The organism is Edaphobacter aggregans DSM 19364 (assembly GCF_000745965.1).
Taxonomy (GTDB): domain Bacteria; phylum Acidobacteriota; class Terriglobia; order Terriglobales; family Acidobacteriaceae; genus Edaphobacter; species Edaphobacter aggregans.
Window position 1 is genome coordinate 1 of sequence record NZ_JQKI01000070.1, and the last position, 17,726, is coordinate 17,726.

Below are 17,726 nucleotides of genomic sequence, written 5' to 3' on the forward strand. Positions count from 1 at the left end.
ACCATGCTGTTCCCGGCAACATCGACCAGTTGTCCAACTTCAAGCATCGCCTCCATCGACTATGGCGAAACGTTTTGGTTCGTCGCAGTCAAACCGCGAGAAAGAAGTGGGCGAAATATACCCCAATCTTCGACAGATGGATCCCACCACCCCGCATCCTGCATCCCTATCCCGAGGCTCGCTTCTACGCCACTCATCCTTCGTAAGAGCCGTATGCGTAGACGCGCCTGTACGGATCTCTCCGGGGGGCGCTCAGTAATGAGCGTCCCTACCGGGACCAGAACCCGAGTAGCGGGCACCAGTCCTTACCCTTCTGAAAGCTCCTTTAGTAAGGGCCGGGGTGGAATGAAGGGTCCGGTTGCAGAAACGTGCGTGGTGATTACAAGACCACTCTAGCGTTTGAACGTTTTAGGAGGACTTAAAAGGATCATTTCAAGGGATTGTAGCGAAACATCAACAGACTGCGGCTTCATTTCAGCGGCGAGTGACGGACATGAAAAGCAAACACGGGCCTTCGTACCAAAGCCCTCGACTAGGAAAATTCCGAGCGTATGGCGTAGTAAATCGTCTATCCCTCTGAGTGCTTCAAGCCAGGAGTTCAGGTTGAGACATATTTTAGGTACAGGTTTGGCCATTATGCTGGGCTTTTGTCAGCCTAGCGTCTTCGCACAAGATGTGCCCGGCATCTGGCAAGGATCGCTCCCCGGTTCTGTGAAAGAGCGACTCGTTCTGACCATTTCGAGAAGTGGGACGGGCACCCTTTCAGCTCAGCTCTTTGCGGTTGACCACGGACAGGCCTACACCTTGGAGCCGACTACATTCCAGAATGGGCTCCTCAAGTTCAGTCTCCCGGAGCACGGTGCGAGCTTCGAGGGAACGTTGGTCCCGGGTGGAAAAGCGATTTCGGGAATATGGAAATGGAATGCGAAGAGTTCAGCCATTCCTTTGACCTTCGATCACGCAACGGAGCAAACAAGTTGGGCAGCGGATCACACTCCACACAATGTGTCCTTTATCACAGTGGAACCTGGGGTGAAGCTCGAAGTAGTCGATTGGGGAGGAACGGGTAGAGCTCTCGTCTTGCTTACGGGTTTAGGAGACAATGCGCATGTTTTCGACACGCTCGCGCCGAAGCTCGCCGCCAAGTACCTCGTGGATGGGATCACACGCAGAGGATTTGGTGCTTCAGACACTCCCCAAACTGTCTGGCAGAATTACTCGGCAGATCGGTTGGGTGACGATGTACTCGCTGCCCTCCGGGAACTTAAGCTGGATCGCCCGGTTTTGGTCGGTCACTCCATCGCTGGCGAGGAATTGAGTTCAATCGGAAGTCGCTCTCCGCAGCTTGTCGCCGGACTCGTTTACTTGGAGGCGGGTTATCCCTACGCGTTATACGTTAATTCGCCAAACAGCATATCAGTCAGTTGGAATGAGATGAGAAGGAAGGTGGAAGCGATAAACGACGCGCCAACGCCTCAAGCGAAGAAAGCTCTCATCACTCAAATGCTTCAAATTGACCTGCCGGAATATGAGGAAGAGCTAAAGCAGATGCGGGATACGTTGCAAGACGTACCGGAACAGCCTCAGCCATCTGAGAAAACACTCAAGAGCCGCGCATTCCGAGTCACCCAAGCCATACACGATGGAGAACAGGAATATACAAAGATCACGTGCCCGCTTCTTGCTGTCTTCAATGAACCAACCCCTCCGGTTTTGACGCCAGACACAGATGCAAATGCCAAGGCGAAGGCGGCTCGCTTTGCCGTGAATGCAAAGGGCCTCCATGAGCAGGGGCAAGCGTTCGAGGCGCTCGGCGCCAACGCGCGCGTCGTACGAATCAAGGATGCGAACCATTACGTGTTTCGTTCGAACGAAGATGACGTCTTGCGTGCGGTGAACGACTTCATCGCAACGCTCCCATAAATCGCTCTCACGCTATCTTAGCGAGCGGTTTGCGCCTCTTGATTGTTCCGGCTATCGATCAGTAATGCGAAGCATGCAACTGGCCTTTGCCAGACGCCCCAATTGGGGGCGACTCTTGCTTGCATGAGAGTCGGGCTTTGTACTGAGCGCAGTTGGGGGTGCGAGGCTTTCGCTCGGTGGCACGAGCGTTCTCTCGCGACGACGGGAGGAGGGCCAAATCCGCGAGTTGGATGGCTTGCATTTCGCCGGTAAACCTCTGGGATTCCGCGCTATCACCATAAAGTGGGAGACCAGTTACCACGGAGAGACCGCATAGTGATGTATGTCTTTTACTCGCAATGGAATAGAGAAAGGCATGCCCATGTTTCAATGGTTTCGAACGGTTTGTGTGGCATTCTTCGGGATGTTCGTGCTCTGTGCAAACCCCGCTTTGGCAAGCGTCAGCACGGCCAACGCTACGATCACCTGCAACGCCTACAATCTGTCGGTAAGCGCGTCACAGCTGATTCCGGGACTGACCTACGAGATCGACTACACGATCGACAGCTCGCCCTATGCGAGCGGTTTCCCGATCACCGGCACCATTCCCTTTACTGCAACGTCCAGCACCTTCAATGACACGGTGACGGGTTCGTTCCCGGCTTTGAACGGCAACTTCAGCTTCTCCGGCACAGCCTCCATGCCTGGCTTCAAGGGCGACGTAAGTACAGTCAGCATCAATTTTTCGCCGACGAACCTGAGCTGTGGAACGCCGCCGCCGCCGCCGTGCTCGGCGCAATCGACAATCGGATCGAACTTCAACGGAACGCCGATCAGTTCGGGAAGCTGGATCTGGTTCAACGCCAACTTTACGGCGAAGGGGATACCGAGCACGGGCGCGACCATCACGTTTACCAACTCGACGATCTCGACCACGGGGAACGGGAAGCCCTTCACGAGTTCGGCTCCCAATGCGCAGATTACGTTCTCTCCATCCGCTACCTGCAGCTCTACGACGTTCAATGCGATGACCAACACTTGGATGACTACGGTTCCAGTCAATGGAGACGATGAGATTTTTCTTAGCGGTCTCGCTGTCCCCGTTCCGTCGACCGGCTTTCCCGACGGAAAGGTGGAGTGGACCGGGACGTTTAGTGCCAACGGCGTCTCCGGTGTATCCATCCAGTGGAAGTGGGGTGCGGCCGTCTACACGAGCTTTACGAGCGATTACAACGCTCTTGCCGTCAAGCCAGGGCACCAGACCGCCTGCGGAGCGAGCAACGGCAACCATGCCGGGACACCGGAAGGTGTCAACAACAACAACCAGCCTTGGAGGCAGTTTGTGACGGGCGGCGCCAGAGGCGGCGGCGGCTCAAACTGGACAGGATCGTGGAGCAGTACGCAGAGTGTTCCGCTGACCTGCGACAACCCGAGCCAGGCGGCCAGAATCGCAGGGCGGCTGGCGCACCCATAAGAGATGAATCTCATGCTTCGGGTGCCAGTATTGAAAGAGTGACTAGTGCCTGGGATTGCTGGGCGGGGGCGGCTGAGTGGTTGAAGCCGCCCTCGGCGTTGGTGGGGTTCCCCAAGGGCGGGTGGCGGTGACGTCGATGTGGAAGGGGCCGGTGGGGTGGGTGGGGGCGAGCGCCTCGGTGAGGGCTTCGCTGAGTGCGGGGACGGCTTGGGCTAGTGTCTGGAGACGGTCGCTGGTGGCCGTGCCAGTGATGTGGAGGGTGTAGCCTTCGGCGTCGAAGTGTCCTTCGAGGGTGGCGGGCTCGCGGCCGCCGAGGTCGAGGGATGCAGGGGCAAGCTGGAAGCCGGGGGCGCTGGCGGGCGTGTGCTGGTGAGCGCGGTGGCGTGGGCGCGGGTCGGCGGTTCGGATGGGGGAGCGGAGGAGGAGGTCTCCGGTGACGAGTGAGTCGGTGCTGGGCTGGGCTTTTGTCTGGAATGGGGTCTGGAATCCGGCATCGGTCTGGGGGAGGGTTAGGCCGGCGTCGTGGAGGGTGAACTCGCCCTGCCACTGGGGGGGGGCCTGTCCATCAGCGTTTCCTCCGGCCTGTCCTTCAGCGTTGTAGGAGAGGCTGCCGGAGAGGGTTCCGGAGGCGGAGAGGTTGGCGGGGACCTGAGGGGTGGCGACGCGGAGCCAGGAGAGGAGGGTTGAGGCGGGGATTCCAGAGGTTCCGGCCTGGAGGGTTGCGGTGCGGGGCTGGTGGACGTTGGGAATGGAGCCGGTGAGGGCGATGGCGGGGGTGTTGGCGGTGGCGGCGGGGGGCCAGGAGCAGCGCAGGTCTTCAAAGGCGTGGAAGAGGCCGGTGGCGGTGGCGAAGCACTCGGCCTGAGCGTCGAGGGACTGCTGGGGGACGAAGTCGGCGCGGCGCGTGTCGGAAAGATGGAGGCGGGCGGTGACGGCGGACTCGCCGAGGGTTCCGCGGATGTTGGCGGAGAGATTCATCTCGCCACGCCAGCCAGCGTCGTGGCCGAAGAGGACGCGGGTGGTCTCGCCGAGGGGGGCGCTGCGCCACTGGCCCTGGAGGTTTAGGGGGACCTGAGAGAGAGAGGGGGCGGCGCTGAGGGTGGACTCGAGCTCGATGGTTCCGGTGTCGGAGACGGAGGAGTCGGTGCGGGTGGGGCGAGCGCGGAGGCGGAGGTGCCACTGGTGGGGGTCGGGGAGCCAGAGGGCGAAGTTGGCCTCGACGAGGGAGAAGGGGAGCTTTTCGGATTCCTGCTTGAAGTTGAGGCGGGCTCCGGTGGCCTCGATGTAGGGGAAGCGGGGCGCGGGGCCGGCGCTAATCTGGGCGGTGGGAGCGGCGTCGATACGGGAAGCCTGGAGGAGGATGCCTTCTATGTTCCACTGGCCGTTGGCGGCGTGGACGAGGTTTACGGAGGGCTCGGTGAAGCGGATGGTGGAGAACTCGATCTGGCGTCGCCAGAGGGAGGCGAAGCGGAGGCTGGCGTGGACGGTGTTGGCGCGGATGATGGGCTCGTAGCCGAAGGCGGGATCTTCGCCGACGACGAGGTTCTCGATGGTGAAGCCCGGGAGCGGGAGGAGGGTGAGAGAGACGCGGTCGAGATGGACGGGGCGGCCGAGTGAGTTGCCGATGGAGGTGGCGATGCGGCGCTGGTAGCGGCTGAGGTTGACCAGCGGAGGGCCGAAGATGAGGGCGGCGAGGACGAGCAGGATGAGGGCGATGTGGAGGAGGCGGCGGCGGAGGGGGTATGGCCGCGTGGCGGGGGGATGTTCGGTGGTGTGGGTTGGGTCGGTCTGCTGCATGGGGGTGGTTTCTATCTAGGATGCACCTGCAGAAGGGTCATCGGTCAAACGGAGTTGATTGCTGGCGCTTCGATGTGAACCGCAGATCCTTCGACTCCGCGTCTCGCGATGAAGCTGCGAGACGCTCCGCTCAGGATGACACGTTTCTTACCCTACACGTTAATCTTGCACGCCTTGTCCTGTACGCCAGAGAATTTGCCTACCCCTCTCTCTACGCCGGTGAGCTTACCGGACGATGTGGAGGGTTCGGGACCAGCGGGTCTGGTCGAAGATGTGGATGAGGACGTGGCCCATAAAGGCGAGGCGCTCGCCGATGGACTGCTTGTCGATCTGGTCGGCGGGGGTCTCGAAGGACCAGTAGACGAACATGGGGCGGCCTACGATGTTCTCGCGGGGGACGAAGCCCCAGAAGCGGCCGTCGAGGGAGTCGGGGCGGTTGTCGCCCATGGCGAAGACCTTGCCGGGGGGGACGACGAGGTCGCCGTCCTTGATGTTCTGGGGGAGTTCGTACTGCCAGGAGGCGGTGACCTGGTACATGGGATCGGGCGGGATGGCGGGGAAGTCGTCGCGATAGGGGTTGTACTCGTGCTGGGGGTCGCCGTCGCTGGAGGGCATGGTGGCGTAGGGTTCGTTCTGTGCGACGCCGTTGAGGTAGACGACTCCGTTGCGGAGGTGGATGCGGTCGCCGGGGATGGCGATGGCACGCTTGACGAGGAAAAGGTCGGGGTTTTCGGGCTTGAGGAAGACGATGATGTCGCCGCGCTGCACGTCGCGGTAGTGCGTGAAGGGCGCCCATTTGGCGGGCGGCGCGAGCGAGATGCGGTCGACGAGGACGTGGTCGCCGATGAGGAGCGTCTTGACCATGGAGGCCGAGGGGATCTCGAAGTTCTGGAAGACGAAGGTCATGACGAAGAGGCCGACGGCGAGGACGCTGGCGATGGAGGCGAGGGACTCGAGTGGAGTCTCCTTGTGCTCGTCGTGAGCGGCTTCTTCGGTAGGGGTGGGGTCGATTGTCTTCGTGTCGGCCATGCTATTTCAGTGTATCGCTGATGGGGTGGTTGGAGTGATGGGAGTTTTGCGCCTCGGAGGTTGGGGTCGCTTCGCCCTTCGGGCTTCGCTCCGGCCTACGGCAGTGAGGTGCGCCGCGTTGCGGCGGGTTTTTCGTGTGGATTAAAAGCCCCACGCTTGATTCTGAAAGGCGGGAAGGCGAAAGGCGAAAGGCGAAAGGCAAGGCAAAAGCGAAATGCGGGGGTTCTTCGCCTTCGGCTCAGAATGACGGCCTTTTGTTTTTGCTTTATTTGCTTTAGTGGATGACGTGGAGGGTGCGGTCCCAGCGGGCGAAGCTGAGGCCGGTGGGGGAGGTGGGCGAGGGCTGGGGGGAGTGGGGGAGGGCGAGGAGGTCGTTGTCGTCGGCTCCCTGGCGGAGGGAGAAGTAGACGAGCAGTGGTCGGCCGACGATGTTTTCGGCGGGGACGAAGCCCCAGTAGCGGGAGTCCTCGGAGTCGTTGCGGTTGTCGCCGAGGACGAAGTAGTTGCCGTCGGGGACGATGAGTTCGCCGTTGTCGATGAGCTTGCGCATGCGGATCCACCAGCGGGAGTCGATCTCGGGGTCGGCGGACTGGAGGCGGGGGAAGTTGTCGCGGTAGTTGTCGCGGCCGGCGGGGCGATAGATGGCGTAGGGCTCAGTGAGGGAGAGGCCGTTGACGAGGACGTGGCCGCCGCGGAGGCGGATGTGGTCGCCGGGGATTCCGACGACGCGCTTGACGAGGTGAACGGAGGGATCGAGGGGGTAGTGGAAGACGATGACGTCGCCGCGGTGGATGGAGGCGGGGGGAAGGAAGACGGTGTCGGTGGGGGGCTGCTTGTCGACGAGGAGGAAGTCGCCGACGAGGAGGGTTGGCTCCATGGAGCCGGAGGGGATGCGGAAGGGCTGGACGGTGAAGGTGACGACGAAGACGGCGATGACGATGATGGTGACGAGGGACTGGACGGCGGGGAGGATTCCGGGCTTGTGCGGGTGATGCGCGCGCGGCGGCTCAGGGGTGGGGGGCGGAGGAGTAGGGCGGCCTTCGACGAGGACGGAGCCGGCGAGGGGCTTGGCGGGCTCGTGGATGGGGGCGGAGGTGAGGGCGGGGCCGCTCATGTGGCAGCTCCTGTGGTGGGGATGGCTCCTGCGGAGGCTTTGGCGCGGCGACGTTCAGTGGGCTGGGCTTCGAGATGGGTGAGGGCCTGCTGCTCAGCGAGGGTACGCTGCTGCTGCTCGGCCTGGAGGCGCTCGAAGGCGATGCGGGCGGCCTGCTGCTGGGCCTGCTTCTTGGTGGAGCCTTCGGACTCGGCGAGGGCGCGGAGGCCGCCGTTACCGTCGGGGATGCGGACCTCGACGCGGAAGAGCTTCTGGTGGTCGGGTCCGCTCTGAGCGGTGAGGACGTACTGGGGCTGGCCTGCTCCGGCGGCCTGGAGGTGCTCCTGGAGGGCGGATTTATGGTCACCGATGGCTCCGGAGAAGGTATCGCCGGCGGAGAGGGCGCCGTGAAGGTCGGGCAGCGAGGGCTCGATGATGTGGCGCTCGATAAAGGGGCGGGCGGCGTCGAGTCCGCCGTCGAGGTAGAGAGCTGCGATGACGGCCTCGAGTGCGTTGGCGAGGAGGGCGGGCTTCTGGCGGCCGCCGCTCTGCTCCTCGCCGCGGCCGAGACGGAGCATGGAGCCGAGACCGATGCGCTCGGCGACGTGGCCGAGGTGTCGCCGGCTGACGAGAGAGGCGCGGAGGCGGGTGAGTTCGCCCTCGCGGGAGTCGGGGAAGCGATGGTAGAGGCCTTCGGCGACGATGAGGCCGAGGACGGCGTCGCCGACGAACTCAAGCTGCTCGTTGTCGCCGGTTGGAGTGGGAGGAGCGTCGGGGTTGGACTCGTAGGCGAGGGAGCGGTGGGTGAGGGCGAGGGTGAGGAGGTCGGGGCGGTTGAAGCGATGGTCGAAGAGGACAGGGACCGCCTCGCTCGATGCGACTCGTGCGGACTTTCGGCGGCGCGTTGTCATGCTGACCCTCTGGGCATCTACTTTACCGGAGTGTTAGACGGTCCGGCGAGGGGTGTTGTCAAGGGGGCTTTGGAAAGTAATCGGTAAAGATGCGGTTTTTTGGTATTGGCTGCTTCGCCGCTGCGGTCGGAAATGACAGGCTTATTGCAGTGAGCGAGTTCTTTGGCTCAGGTGGCGTTTGTGGCGGTACGGGCCGGGTGAAATGCGGGGGTTCTTCGCCTTCGGCTCAGAATGACGGCTTCTGGCGGTTCACTTATTTGGGTGGGGTGGGGTGGGCGGGCGGTAGGCGTCCTTTTCGGCTTTGCCGCTGGGGTCGAGGGGTTCGTTGTCGTCGTCCTGCTGCTGTTGGCGCTGGGGGAGGAGGAAGGGCTCTTTGAGGCCTTTTTCGGCGGCGGCTTTGGTGTCGGGCTGGTGGTCGCGGACGGCGAGGGCAGCCTGGTACTCGGCGAGGGCTTTGGGGCGCTCGGGGTGCTCGACGTCAGGGCGGGCGGGGTCGCGGGCGATGTCGTAGAGGCGGCCGAGGTAGATGTGGGCCCAGGCGAGGGTGCGTGGGTCCTTGGAGAGGGCGAGGGTCTTGTTGAAGTGCTCGGCGGCGGCGCCGGGGTCGCCGTGGATGAGGTCGATGCGTCCGGCGAGATAGTGGGCCTGGGCGTCGTTGGGGTTGGCCTTGAGGGCTTCGTCGGCCATCTGCTCGGCTCCGGCGGTGTCACCCTTCATAAGCTTCATCTCGGCGAGGTCGAGGCCCTTGAGCTGGCGGGGGGCGCGCTTCACGAGGTCGTGGGTGCCCTCGGGGAGAAAGGCGATTTGCTCGGCGTGGTGGCGCTCGCGATCGACGTCCATGCCGTAGACCATCGGGGCGATCTCCTCGCGAAGGGAGACGCCGTCCTTCACCATCTGGCCGATCTGGTTATAGAAGTACTCGGCCAGAATCCAGCCCTGGCGCATGTCGAGATCGACCTGCTTGCGGCGGACGACCTCGGCCTGGCGGTCCCAGGCGATCATGGCGTCTTCGTAGGCGGTCATCTCGGAGCGCTGTTTGACCTGGCCGGGGCGCTTGGGTTTTGGGATGCCGACGTCCATGGTCTGGGCCTCGATGGCCTTGATGATGCACTCGGTGAGCAGGGCGGTGATGTCGGACCTGTAGGTGAATTCGAGGGGGGCGTTCTGGACGGGCTTGAGCAGCGGGAGGAGGCGGTCCATGGCGCTGGCGCGGGCGTAGACGAGGGGCTCGACGAGGTAGTGGAGGTAGGTGTGGCGGATCTGGTCCATGTGGACGGAGTCGTCGGCGGCGGGGGAGGCGACGACAATGTAGTCGTTGCCGTAGATGCGGGCGTTGGTGGTGGAGGGCGCGAGCATGGGCTCAAGCAGGACGAGGAAGCGGCGGCCGTCGTAGCTGGAGACGGGCATGCGGAGGTAGAGATTGCTCTCGAGGATGGTTTTGGTCAGCGGGGTGTGGACCCGCGTGACGATCTCCTCGTACTCGGAGCGGAGGCCGAGCCAGATGGCGTGGAGGTTGATGTCCTCGGCGAAGGAGCGGAGCAGAGGGAGGACGTTGACGACCTGGGTGGAGTCGGGGGGAAGCTCGTTTTCGCCGACGGAGGGGGTGAGCTGCGGGGCCGGGTTGAGGTAGAGCGAGAGGGAGACGTACTGGGCGAGGTTGAGGCCGGGGTCGGAGAGTTCATGGTCGCGAATGTAGGCGCAGAGGGCGTCGCGGTGGTCGCGCGCGGCGGGGGGAGCGGAGGCGAGGGCCTGATTGATCTCGTCGCGGACCTTTTTGCGGACGGGAGCGGAGGAGTCGAGGTCGGTATCGTAGCCGCAGGCGTTGAGGGCGGAGGCGAGGTCGAAGAGGGACTCGGAGGTCTCGAGTGTGACGGCGGCTCCGCCGGCCTCGGGCTGGGCGACGCGGGGGCGGGGGGCGGGGAGCTGCTGGCGGTTCTCGAGGGTGGAGTCGGGCTGGGAGCTGGAGGAGGAGCTGGAGGACTGGGCGTTCGCAGCTGGAGCGAGGAGCATTGTGGCGAGGAGGATGGCGGCGGTTTTGTGGGGGAAAGGCACTGGGCTTTGGACTCTTGTGTGGAGTTTAGGGGAGCGGTGGAGTGGGGGGCAAGGTGGGTGCGGGAAGTGATTGGGTCTAAATTACGCGAGGAGTCTTTCCGGCGAGTTATTTACATGCGACTCGTGTGCCGATAGTCTGACTCCCCGGCGGTGGTTTTTCAGATCCATGCAGGTCGCGAGGACTCATGAATATCGTTCTGGTTGTCGCATTGATGGTCGGTGGCGCGGGCGCGTTTGGAGAGGGTCTGATGACAGAGGCGGTCAACTGGAAGGCCTTGCTGCCTGCTGTTCAGAAGGCGGTGAATAAAGAGTTTCCGGAGGCTGGACAACATTATGCGGTGACCCTGTCCACTACCAGCGATGTGACTGGTATGGGCACAACGGAGGCGCTTATCGATATTGGATGTTGTGGAGCTTATACGCACGAAGTAGTCGTGATGCGGATGGAAGACGATAAGCCTGTTTTCGCGCGGTTTCGAGGGCGCGACGGCAAGATCTCTACGATGGTCTTCCTCGCTGGGGCGTCGGTGCGAAACGGAGAGGCCGTGGAGCTTATGCCGAAGGAACATGCGGTCTATGCGGGCCACTGGAAAACTAACGATCAAGGAAAGCTCAGCAACTGCACTGGCGAAGGCTATGCATGGGATGAAGTATCGAAGACGTTCAACTTCAATCTGACGCTTAGCCGAAGTCTCACTAAAGACTTTTGTTCGGCAATCGATGCATGGATAACTAAGGAGAACAACTCTTTGCGTTGATGTCTATTTGCGGCTCACTTGAGGGTGGGGGTTAGTTTGAGCTGCTGGATGTGGATGGGGGTGGTGGTCTCGGGGATGGTGCCGTCGTTGAGCTGGAGCTCCTGCGGAGTGCCCTCGAAGAGGATGCGGGTGGAGATGCTGGAGCGGGCGGGGACGTGGACGCGGTCGGTGGAGGTGAGCGAGCCGGAGCGGACGGTGACGGGGACGTCGACGGCGACGTAGCCGGCGTTGTGGATCTCGGCGGCGACGAGCCAGCTGACGCCGATGCCGTTGCGGGCGGGGATGTCGCGGGAGGTGACGTTGACGATGGAGAGGTCGGCGAGGCCGCGGCCGTGGTAGACCCAGTCGTCGAAGGTCTGGGAGAGGTCTTTGTGGGAGGTCGCTTCGAGGACGCGCTGGAAGTCGCGGGGGTTCTCAGAAGTGGAGGGGGCGGCGTGGCGGACCTCGTCGCGGTAGAGCTGGAGGGCGCGCTTGAGGGCGGCATCGCCGGTGATGGAACGAAGCATGAAGAGGACGGCGGCGGCTTTGGCGCGATAGTAGAGCTCGTCGTGGGCGGCGATCAGACTCTGGCCGGATTGGGCTGTGGTTGGGGGGAGGGTGGAGGGAAGTGGGGTGGGTGGGGCGGTGCCGTCGGGGGTGGGTGTGTCGGAGGAGCTGCTTGAGGACTCCTGGGAGCTGGAGGAGTTTTGTGGTGGTTCGGGGGAAATGCGGGGGTTCCTCCCCTTCGACTCGCTCTGCTCACTCAGGGTCGGAATGACGCCTTCTGAAGGGGCGCTGGCGGCCGCGCTCGGAATGACGCCTTCAGAGGAGGCGGAGGCGTCGGTGGGGTTTTCGGGTTCGGCGAGGGTGAGGGGGTTGATGAGGGCGCGGAGCTCGGCGAGGGCTTTGTCACGGCCGTCGGTGGATTCGGTGTAGAGGAGCGACATCAGCTGAGGGACGCCCTCGTTGAGCCAGGGGAGCGTGGAGCGGAACCAGGCGTGGGCGAGGGAGTGGACCATCGCTGGGGTGATCTGGCGGGCGTCGGTGGCGGTGAGGGGGATGGCGAGGAAGGCGTCGTCCTCGAAGGGCTGGCCGGTGTGGTCGAGGATGGTCAGCGGGGTGAGGGGCGCGGGGCCGAGCCAGTCGCGGAGGAGCGGAGCGACGTTGCTGGAGGCGGCGGTGTAGGGGGCGATGGCCTCGGGGCGCTCGGTGGCGACGGCGAGGAGCTGGTTTTCAGAGTGCCGGGTGGCCTCGGAAGCGATGAAGAGGCTGGGGGTGCGGAAGCCGAGAGGTGCGGCGGGGAAGTCGGCGGTGGCGACGCCGTGGGATTCGGGGATGAGGGCGTCGGGCTCCTCGGTGATGTGGGCGAGGGGCTGGCGGTGGCCGTTGAGGAAGGCGTCGGCGGGAGGCTCGCCGAGGTACTCGACGGTGAGGCGGAGGCGGAAGCTAGAGAGGGCCTGCTGGAGACGGGAGAGGCCGATGGCGTGGAAGAGCTTGGCTCCGTCGCCGAGGAAAAGCGGAGGCGAGGAGACGGGGTACCAGAGGACGTCGCCGAAGCCGCGGAGGGCGGTGAAGATGGGGGAGATCTGGTCCCAATCGGCGTGGACGGCCTGCTCGGGTGGGGCTCCGATGCGGGTGAGGCGCTCGCCCGATGCCGGTATGGTGCCGGAGTAGAGGCCGGTGAGGGTGAAGGTGGCACCGGGGGCGAGGGGGCGGGGCAGGGTGACGAGGGCCTCGGTTGCCTGGCCGGTGTGGTCGGCGTCGGTGAGGAGAGTGTGCTCGGTGAAGGGGGCCGATAGGCTCTCCCAGTGGAGCGTGGAGGAGAGCTGGAGGGTGATGTGGGTGAGCGGGGCGGCGGAGGTGTTGCGGACGGTGAAGCGGGCGTGCGCAACGAGGTGCGATGTGGCGGGGGCGATGTGGAGGTCGAGATCCCAGGCGGTGAAGGCGAGGGCGGAGCGCTCGGCGTCGGTGAGGGAGGCGATGGTCTTTTCGGGGGTGCGTTTGGCGGCGGATTTGTTGGTGTCCTGGGATTGGTCTTCGCTGCGGTGGAAGAGAACCTGGCCCTGGGGCTGGGTGGGCTCGGGGGGAGGTGGCTCGGTGGGCTGCTGGGCGATGGTGAGGGTCGTCAGAGCGAGGAGGGCAGCGATGGTGAGGGTCTTTGGCAACGAGGTTTTCCTGGCGCGGTGGGTCTGCCGGAGGCGTTTTGTAGCTGCACGAGCGAGATGCGGGGGTTCTTCGGTCAACCCTACTGGATGAAGCCGAGTGGGGTCTCTCTCAGAATGACGGTATTGAAGTGAGACGCTCAATCGAAAGGAAGCTGTCAGGAGCCGAGGCCGCGGCGCTCTTTGGGGCGCTTGTGTGCGGGTGAGGGCCTCTGTTGGACGGCTGGAATTTGATTTGGGCCGGTGCGCTGGCGCAGGGCCTCGTACATGACGACGGCTCCGGCGACGGAGACGTTGAGGGAGGATACCTGGCCGGCCATGGGGATGCGGAGGAGGTGGTCGCAGGTCTTCTTGACGAGGTCGTGGAGGCCTGCGCCCTCGCGGCCGAGGACGAGGCAGCAATCGGTGGAGGCGAAGTCGAAGTTGGTGTAGTCGGGTGTGCCGCGCTCGTCGAGGCCGACGATCCAGACGTTGGCCTTCTTCATCTGCTCGAGGGCGCGGACGAGGTTGGTGACGCGGGCGATGCGGACGTGCTCGGAGGCACCGGCGGAGGTCTTGGCGACGACGGCGGTGATGGGGGCGGAGCGGCGTTCGGGGAGGAGGACGCCGTCGACGCCGGCGCCGTCGGCGGTGCGGAGGAGGGCGCCGAGGTTGTGGGGGTCTTCGACGCTGTCGAGGGCGAGGAAGAATCGGCGGTGACTGTCGGCTGGTTCGGAGCTGCGGGGAGCGGGGGCGAGGAGGTCTTCGATGGTGAGGAACTGGCGGTCGCGGACGAAGGCGACTACGCCTTGATGCATGTCCGTCTTCGAGATGCGGGTGAGCTGGTCGCGTGGTTCGAGGGAGACGCGGACGTTGGCGGCACGGGCGAGGGAGGCGAGCTGTTCGAGCTTACGGTCGGAGCGTTCGCGTGCGATGGAGATGCGGTCGATGCGGCTTGAGCCGGAGCGGAGGGCCTCTTCGACGGGATGGAGGCCATAGAGAACTTCCATCCTTTGAGTCTACCTGCTGAAAATGCTGGGCGAAGGCGGGCGGCGCAGGGTAAAATCTTCTTACAGGCCAAAATTCAGCTGGGTAGAGGGACTGGCGGGTATGGGCGGTTCTGAACCAAGACGGGGCTTTTGGAGACGTGAGGCCTCCGACCGAGACTTTTCGGGGGGAGATCGCGTCTCTATCTCTATGAACGGCGGAGCCATGTCCCTTACCGCGGCCCAGGCCGCGCTGACGCAGGCCGAGAATGCCTCGATTGCGCGCGGGCTGAAGCGTCAGGACCCGGAGCTGCTGGATCATTTGATCGACCAGTATCAGCACCGGCTGCTGCGCTACCTGTTGTTTCTGACCGGACGTCGCGAGGTCGCCGAGGACCTGTTCCAGGAGACCTGGATGCGGGTGCTGGTTCGCGGCGCGCAGTACAACGGCAAGGCGCGGTTCGATACATGGCTGTTTACGATTGCGCGCAATCTGGTGATTGACCTGTCGCGCAAGCGGACGATGGCGAGCCTGGATGAGATGAGCGACTCGAGCGAGGACGACCGTCCGTTCGAGGTGGCGACGACGGGGCCTTCGCCGCTGGATCAGTTCACGACACGCGAGGACTCGGCCGAGGTGGGCGAGGTTCTGCTGACGCTGGACGCTGCCTATCGCGAGGTTCTGGTGCTGCGGTTCTATGAGGAGCTGTCGCTGGAAGAGATTGCCGGGGTGACGCGGGCGCCGTTGTCGACGGTGAAGTCGCGGCTGTATCGTGGGCTGGCTTCGCTGAAGCCGGAGCTGGAGAGATTGAGGAGCCATCGACCTCAGGTGGCGGAGGCGAGGGGATGAGGGACGTCTTCGGGAGCGCAGAGCAGGAGGCTACGCACTGGCTCGACCGGTCGACGGTGGGGTCGCTGGGCGCGGTGCATGTGGGGGCGCGGGCCTCGATCGTGAACCGCACGCACCGCGTGGTGCGGGAGCGGGCGAAGCAGATGTCGGCGCGGCGGAACAAGTTTCGCAGCCTATGGGCTCCGCTGGCGGTATGCGCGTCGCTGCTGGTGATCCTGGTAACGGCAGTGTGGTCGCTGCTTGACCAGTATGATCTGACTCCGAACGGCATGCCGGACGCGAGCGACCAGTTCGCTGTGCTGCTGGTGTGGTTCCTTCCCGTCTCGGGAGCACTGCTGGCGATGGTGTGGTTCCGGCGCACGCATAGCAGGCGCGGCGGCAGAGAGGTTGTGCGATGAGCATGCCGTGGGTCCAGAGCGGAAGCCGGAATGACGGACGGACCGAGGAGGCGGCGGGGGAAGATCAGCTGAGCCTGATTCCGCGGTGGTCCGTCGTGCTTGCGATCCTCATCTTTGGCGCCGTGCAGTACCTCTTTCATGGCGTGTTGCCGCATCACAAGCCTGAGATGTTGCCGATGCGGCTGCTGATGGGCTACTCGTGGGGAACGGCGTTTGCGAGCTACGTTCTGCTGGTTGGCTATGTGAGTCGCGACGTGAAGCGGCGCAGAATGCCGGCGGCGCTGTGGATGCTGATCGTGGTGCTGATGCCGGGAGGCATCGGCGCGGTAGTGTACTTCCTGCTGAGGCAGCCTCTGCTGCGGGCGTGCCCGAATTGCCGGACCGAGGTGATGTCGAGCTACCACTTCTGCCCGCAGTGCCAGTTCCAGATGGCTCCGGTGTGCGGAAGGTGCTTCCGCGGGGTGCAGATTACGGATGTGTACTGCACGCAGTGCGGACATGACCTGGCCAAGGATCAGGCACCGGCGAGGCTGCGGGCGTATAGTGACTGAGGGCAGTGGTTAGTTGTTAGTGGTTAGTTATTAGGAAGCACTAACCACTCATCACTCGCGACTGCAAAAATGTCACTGACGGCACTGATTATTGACGATGAACCGCTGGCACGGCAGGAGCTGCAGTATCTGCTGGAGCGCGCGGGAGGTGTGGAAGTTCTTGCGCAGGGAACCAATGGCATCGAAGCGGTGGAGCTGATCCGGACGCATCGGCCGGACGTGGTGTTTCTGGACGTGCAGATGCCCGGCCTGGATGGGTTTGCCGTGCTGAAGAAGCTGCTGGACCGCAAGGTTCCGCTGCCACAGGTGGTGTTTGCTACGGCGTACAACCAGTATGCGGTGCGCGCGTTCGAGGTAAATGCGGTCGACTATCTACTGAAGCCGTTCGATCGCAAGCGGGTGATGCAGACGATCGAGAAGGCGCAGAGCCGCGTGGCGGCGCAGGCGGAGCGGAGTGACGGAGCGCACTCGGACACGGGGGCGAAGCTGGATGCTCTGCTGAAGCTGGTGGAGGAGCAGGCGCAGGCTCCAGCGGCCGCGACGGCGGTGAAGCCGAGCACGGGCAAGGTGATTGTGCGGGCGCAGAACCGGCTGCTGCTGGTGGACCAGAAGGAGATCTGCTTTGCCTCGATTGAAGAGGGGACGATCACAGTGGTGACGCCGACGGTGGAGGGCCATTCGAACTGCCGGACGCTGGAGGAGCTGCAGGACCAGATGGATCCGGAGGCGTTCTGGAGGGCACACCGCTCGTACCTGGTGAATATCCAGCATATCCGCGAGGTGGTGCCGTGGTTCAAGTCGAGCTATCAGTTGAGGATGGACGATCCGAAGAAGACGGAGATTCCCGTGAGCCGGGCGCAGACGAAGCGGCTGCGGGAGCTGTTCAATCTTTGAGTTGCTAGTTGCGTTCGCAGCGCCTGCGTGGCGGGCCCGATGTGTGAAACCGATCGAGGCTCTGCGGGCCGAGTGATGAGGCCGGCTATTTGGGAGCTGCGCCGGGTTTGGAGCCTTCGACGACGAGGTCGTTCTCGACACTGAAGACGCCGGGGGTTCCGTTGGCCTGGATGTAGGCGATGGAGGCGTCACTCTGGTTGAGCACGACTCCCTTGAGAATGACGTGGCCGTTCTGCACGATGATATGGATGGCGTGGTAGCCGATCGGTGGGTTGTTGGTGATGCCGCCGGACATCATCGCGAAGCTGGCGCCTCCGGGGCCCATGGCGCGGGCGATGTTGCCCTGGTTGGCGTTGTATTTGCTGAGAGCGGGCTGGGTGTAGAGGCGGTTATAGACGGCGGCGCGGATGCGGTCGTCGTTTGGCGATAGCGGAAGGACCTGGATCTTGTTCTCGACTCCTTCAATGCCCTCAATTTTCTTGATAGCGTTTTCTGCATCGCTCTTGAGAATGGGGCGTGAGGCGTAGCCGTTGAGGACGAGGGTCTTGCCGTGGAAGCCGAAGGTGATCCAGTCGAAGACGGAGTAGTAGGGGAGAGTGGCGAGCTTTTTCTGGACCTCCTTGACGATCCGGAGGCCGTCTTCCTGGGAGAAGGTGGGGGCTGGCTGTGCGTTCTGGGCAAGCGCAGTGGGTGTGATGGAGAGGCTGAACAGGAGGAGTGCGGCTGCCAGGGGGGAAACCGGGATGCGGGTCATAGCCATCTCCTTTGAGGAAAAAGTCTAGCTTTCGACTGAGACGCTAGCCAGAGGGGGTGCGGCTACTCCGGCGGGAGAGCTCCTCCCCCCGGTATTCAGATTGCATCTCAATTTAAGGAATTCGGGACCTGCATGGGCATGCTGGCCGATGCTTCGA

General features: G+C 63.5%; 16 protein-coding genes. 8 read left to right on the top strand and 8 right to left on the bottom strand.

Annotation, left to right across the window (positions count from 1 at the left end):
* From Q363_RS42990 to Q363_RS21395, 3 genes are all read left to right on the top strand, one after another.
* Positions 1–206: hypothetical protein (locus Q363_RS42990; RefSeq protein WP_483782902.1), on the top strand; the 206-nt coding region annotated here is incomplete at its 5' end.
* A gap of 397 nt (positions 207–603) precedes the next feature.
* Positions 604–1,923 carry an alpha/beta fold hydrolase gene (locus Q363_RS36485; protein ID WP_157467294.1) on the top strand — a complete coding sequence of 440 codons (1,320 nt, stop codon included), beginning with the start codon at positions 604–606 and terminating at the stop codon, positions 1,921–1,923.
* 355 nt (positions 1,924–2,278) lie between these two features.
* Entirely contained in the window at positions 2,279–3,376 is a 1,098-nt protein-coding gene (locus Q363_RS21395; protein WP_035354589.1) for a hypothetical protein, read from the top strand.
* Positions 3,377–3,418: 42 nt separating this feature from the next.
* On the opposite strand, the gene Q363_RS45595 is transcribed toward Q363_RS21395, so the two are convergent.
* From Q363_RS45595 to Q363_RS21420, 5 genes are all read right to left on the bottom strand, one after another.
* Positions 3,419–5,173, bottom strand: coding sequence for a DUF748 domain-containing protein (locus Q363_RS45595; RefSeq protein ID WP_035354591.1), 1,755 nt, complete (start codon positions 5,171–5,173; stop codon positions 3,419–3,421).
* A 225-nt stretch (positions 5,174–5,398) separates the two neighbouring features.
* Positions 5,399–6,202, bottom strand: coding sequence for a signal peptidase I (gene lepB / locus Q363_RS21405; protein WP_035354593.1), 804 nt, complete (start codon positions 6,200–6,202; stop codon positions 5,399–5,401).
* Positions 6,203–6,476: 274 nt separating this feature from the next.
* Positions 6,477–7,316, bottom strand: a complete 840-nt coding sequence (gene lepB / locus Q363_RS21410; RefSeq protein WP_084080623.1) for a signal peptidase I — start codon at positions 7,314–7,316, stop codon at positions 6,477–6,479.
* The gene (gene rnc, locus Q363_RS21415; protein WP_051979110.1) at positions 7,313–8,206 is read right to left on the bottom strand and encodes a ribonuclease III; all 894 of its coding nucleotides are present in this window, start codon (positions 8,204–8,206) and stop codon (positions 7,313–7,315) included. Before rnc ends, lepB (Q363_RS21410) begins: the two co-directional genes overlap by 4 nt.
* A 249-nt stretch (positions 8,207–8,455) precedes the next feature.
* On the bottom strand, positions 8,456–10,258 hold the full coding sequence (locus Q363_RS21420; protein WP_035354595.1) for a tetratricopeptide repeat protein: 1,803 nt from the start codon (positions 10,256–10,258) through the stop codon (positions 8,456–8,458).
* A gap of 185 nt (positions 10,259–10,443) precedes the next feature.
* On the opposite strand from Q363_RS21420, the gene Q363_RS21425 reads away from it, so the two are divergent.
* Positions 10,444–11,016 (top strand): hypothetical protein, encoded by a 573-nt coding sequence (locus tag Q363_RS21425; RefSeq protein ID WP_035354597.1) that lies wholly within the window; start codon positions 10,444–10,446, stop codon positions 11,014–11,016.
* Between the two features lie 14 nt (positions 11,017–11,030).
* On the opposite strand, the gene Q363_RS21430 is transcribed toward Q363_RS21425, so the two are convergent.
* On the bottom strand, positions 11,031–13,160 hold the full coding sequence (locus Q363_RS21430) for a gluzincin family metallopeptidase (RefSeq protein ID WP_035354599.1): 2,130 nt from the start codon (positions 13,158–13,160) through the stop codon (positions 11,031–11,033).
* Between the two features lie 155 nt (positions 13,161–13,315).
* Positions 13,316–14,146, bottom strand: a complete 831-nt coding sequence (rlmB, locus tag Q363_RS21435) for a 23S rRNA (guanosine(2251)-2'-O)-methyltransferase RlmB (RefSeq protein ID WP_035354601.1) — start codon at positions 14,144–14,146, stop codon at positions 13,316–13,318.
* 202 nt (positions 14,147–14,348) lie between these two features.
* On the opposite strand from rlmB, the gene Q363_RS21440 reads away from it, so the two are divergent.
* The 4 genes from Q363_RS21440 to Q363_RS21455 all read left to right on the top strand — a co-directional run bounded on the left by Q363_RS21440 (position 14,349) and on the right by Q363_RS21455 (position 16,815).
* Positions 14,349–14,972 (top strand): RNA polymerase sigma factor, encoded by a 624-nt coding sequence (locus tag Q363_RS21440; protein ID WP_051979116.1) that lies wholly within the window; start codon positions 14,349–14,351, stop codon positions 14,970–14,972.
* Entirely contained in the window at positions 14,969–15,370 is a 402-nt protein-coding gene (locus Q363_RS21445) for a hypothetical protein (protein ID WP_211256277.1), read from the top strand. Before Q363_RS21440 ends, Q363_RS21445 begins: the two co-directional genes overlap by 4 nt.
* A complete protein-coding gene (locus Q363_RS21450; protein WP_035354605.1) occupies positions 15,367–15,921 on the top strand; it encodes a zinc ribbon domain-containing protein in 555 nt (184 codons plus the stop codon). Before Q363_RS21445 ends, Q363_RS21450 begins: the two co-directional genes overlap by 4 nt.
* Positions 15,922–15,990: 69 nt before the next feature.
* A complete protein-coding gene (locus Q363_RS21455; RefSeq protein ID WP_035354607.1) occupies positions 15,991–16,815 on the top strand; it encodes a LytR/AlgR family response regulator transcription factor in 825 nt (274 codons plus the stop codon).
* Positions 16,816–16,900: 85 nt separating this feature from the next.
* On the opposite strand, the gene Q363_RS21460 is transcribed toward Q363_RS21455, so the two are convergent.
* Entirely contained in the window at positions 16,901–17,569 is a 669-nt protein-coding gene (locus tag Q363_RS21460) for a BON domain-containing protein (RefSeq protein ID WP_035354609.1), read from the bottom strand.
* Positions 17,570–17,726: the final 157 nt, after the last annotated feature.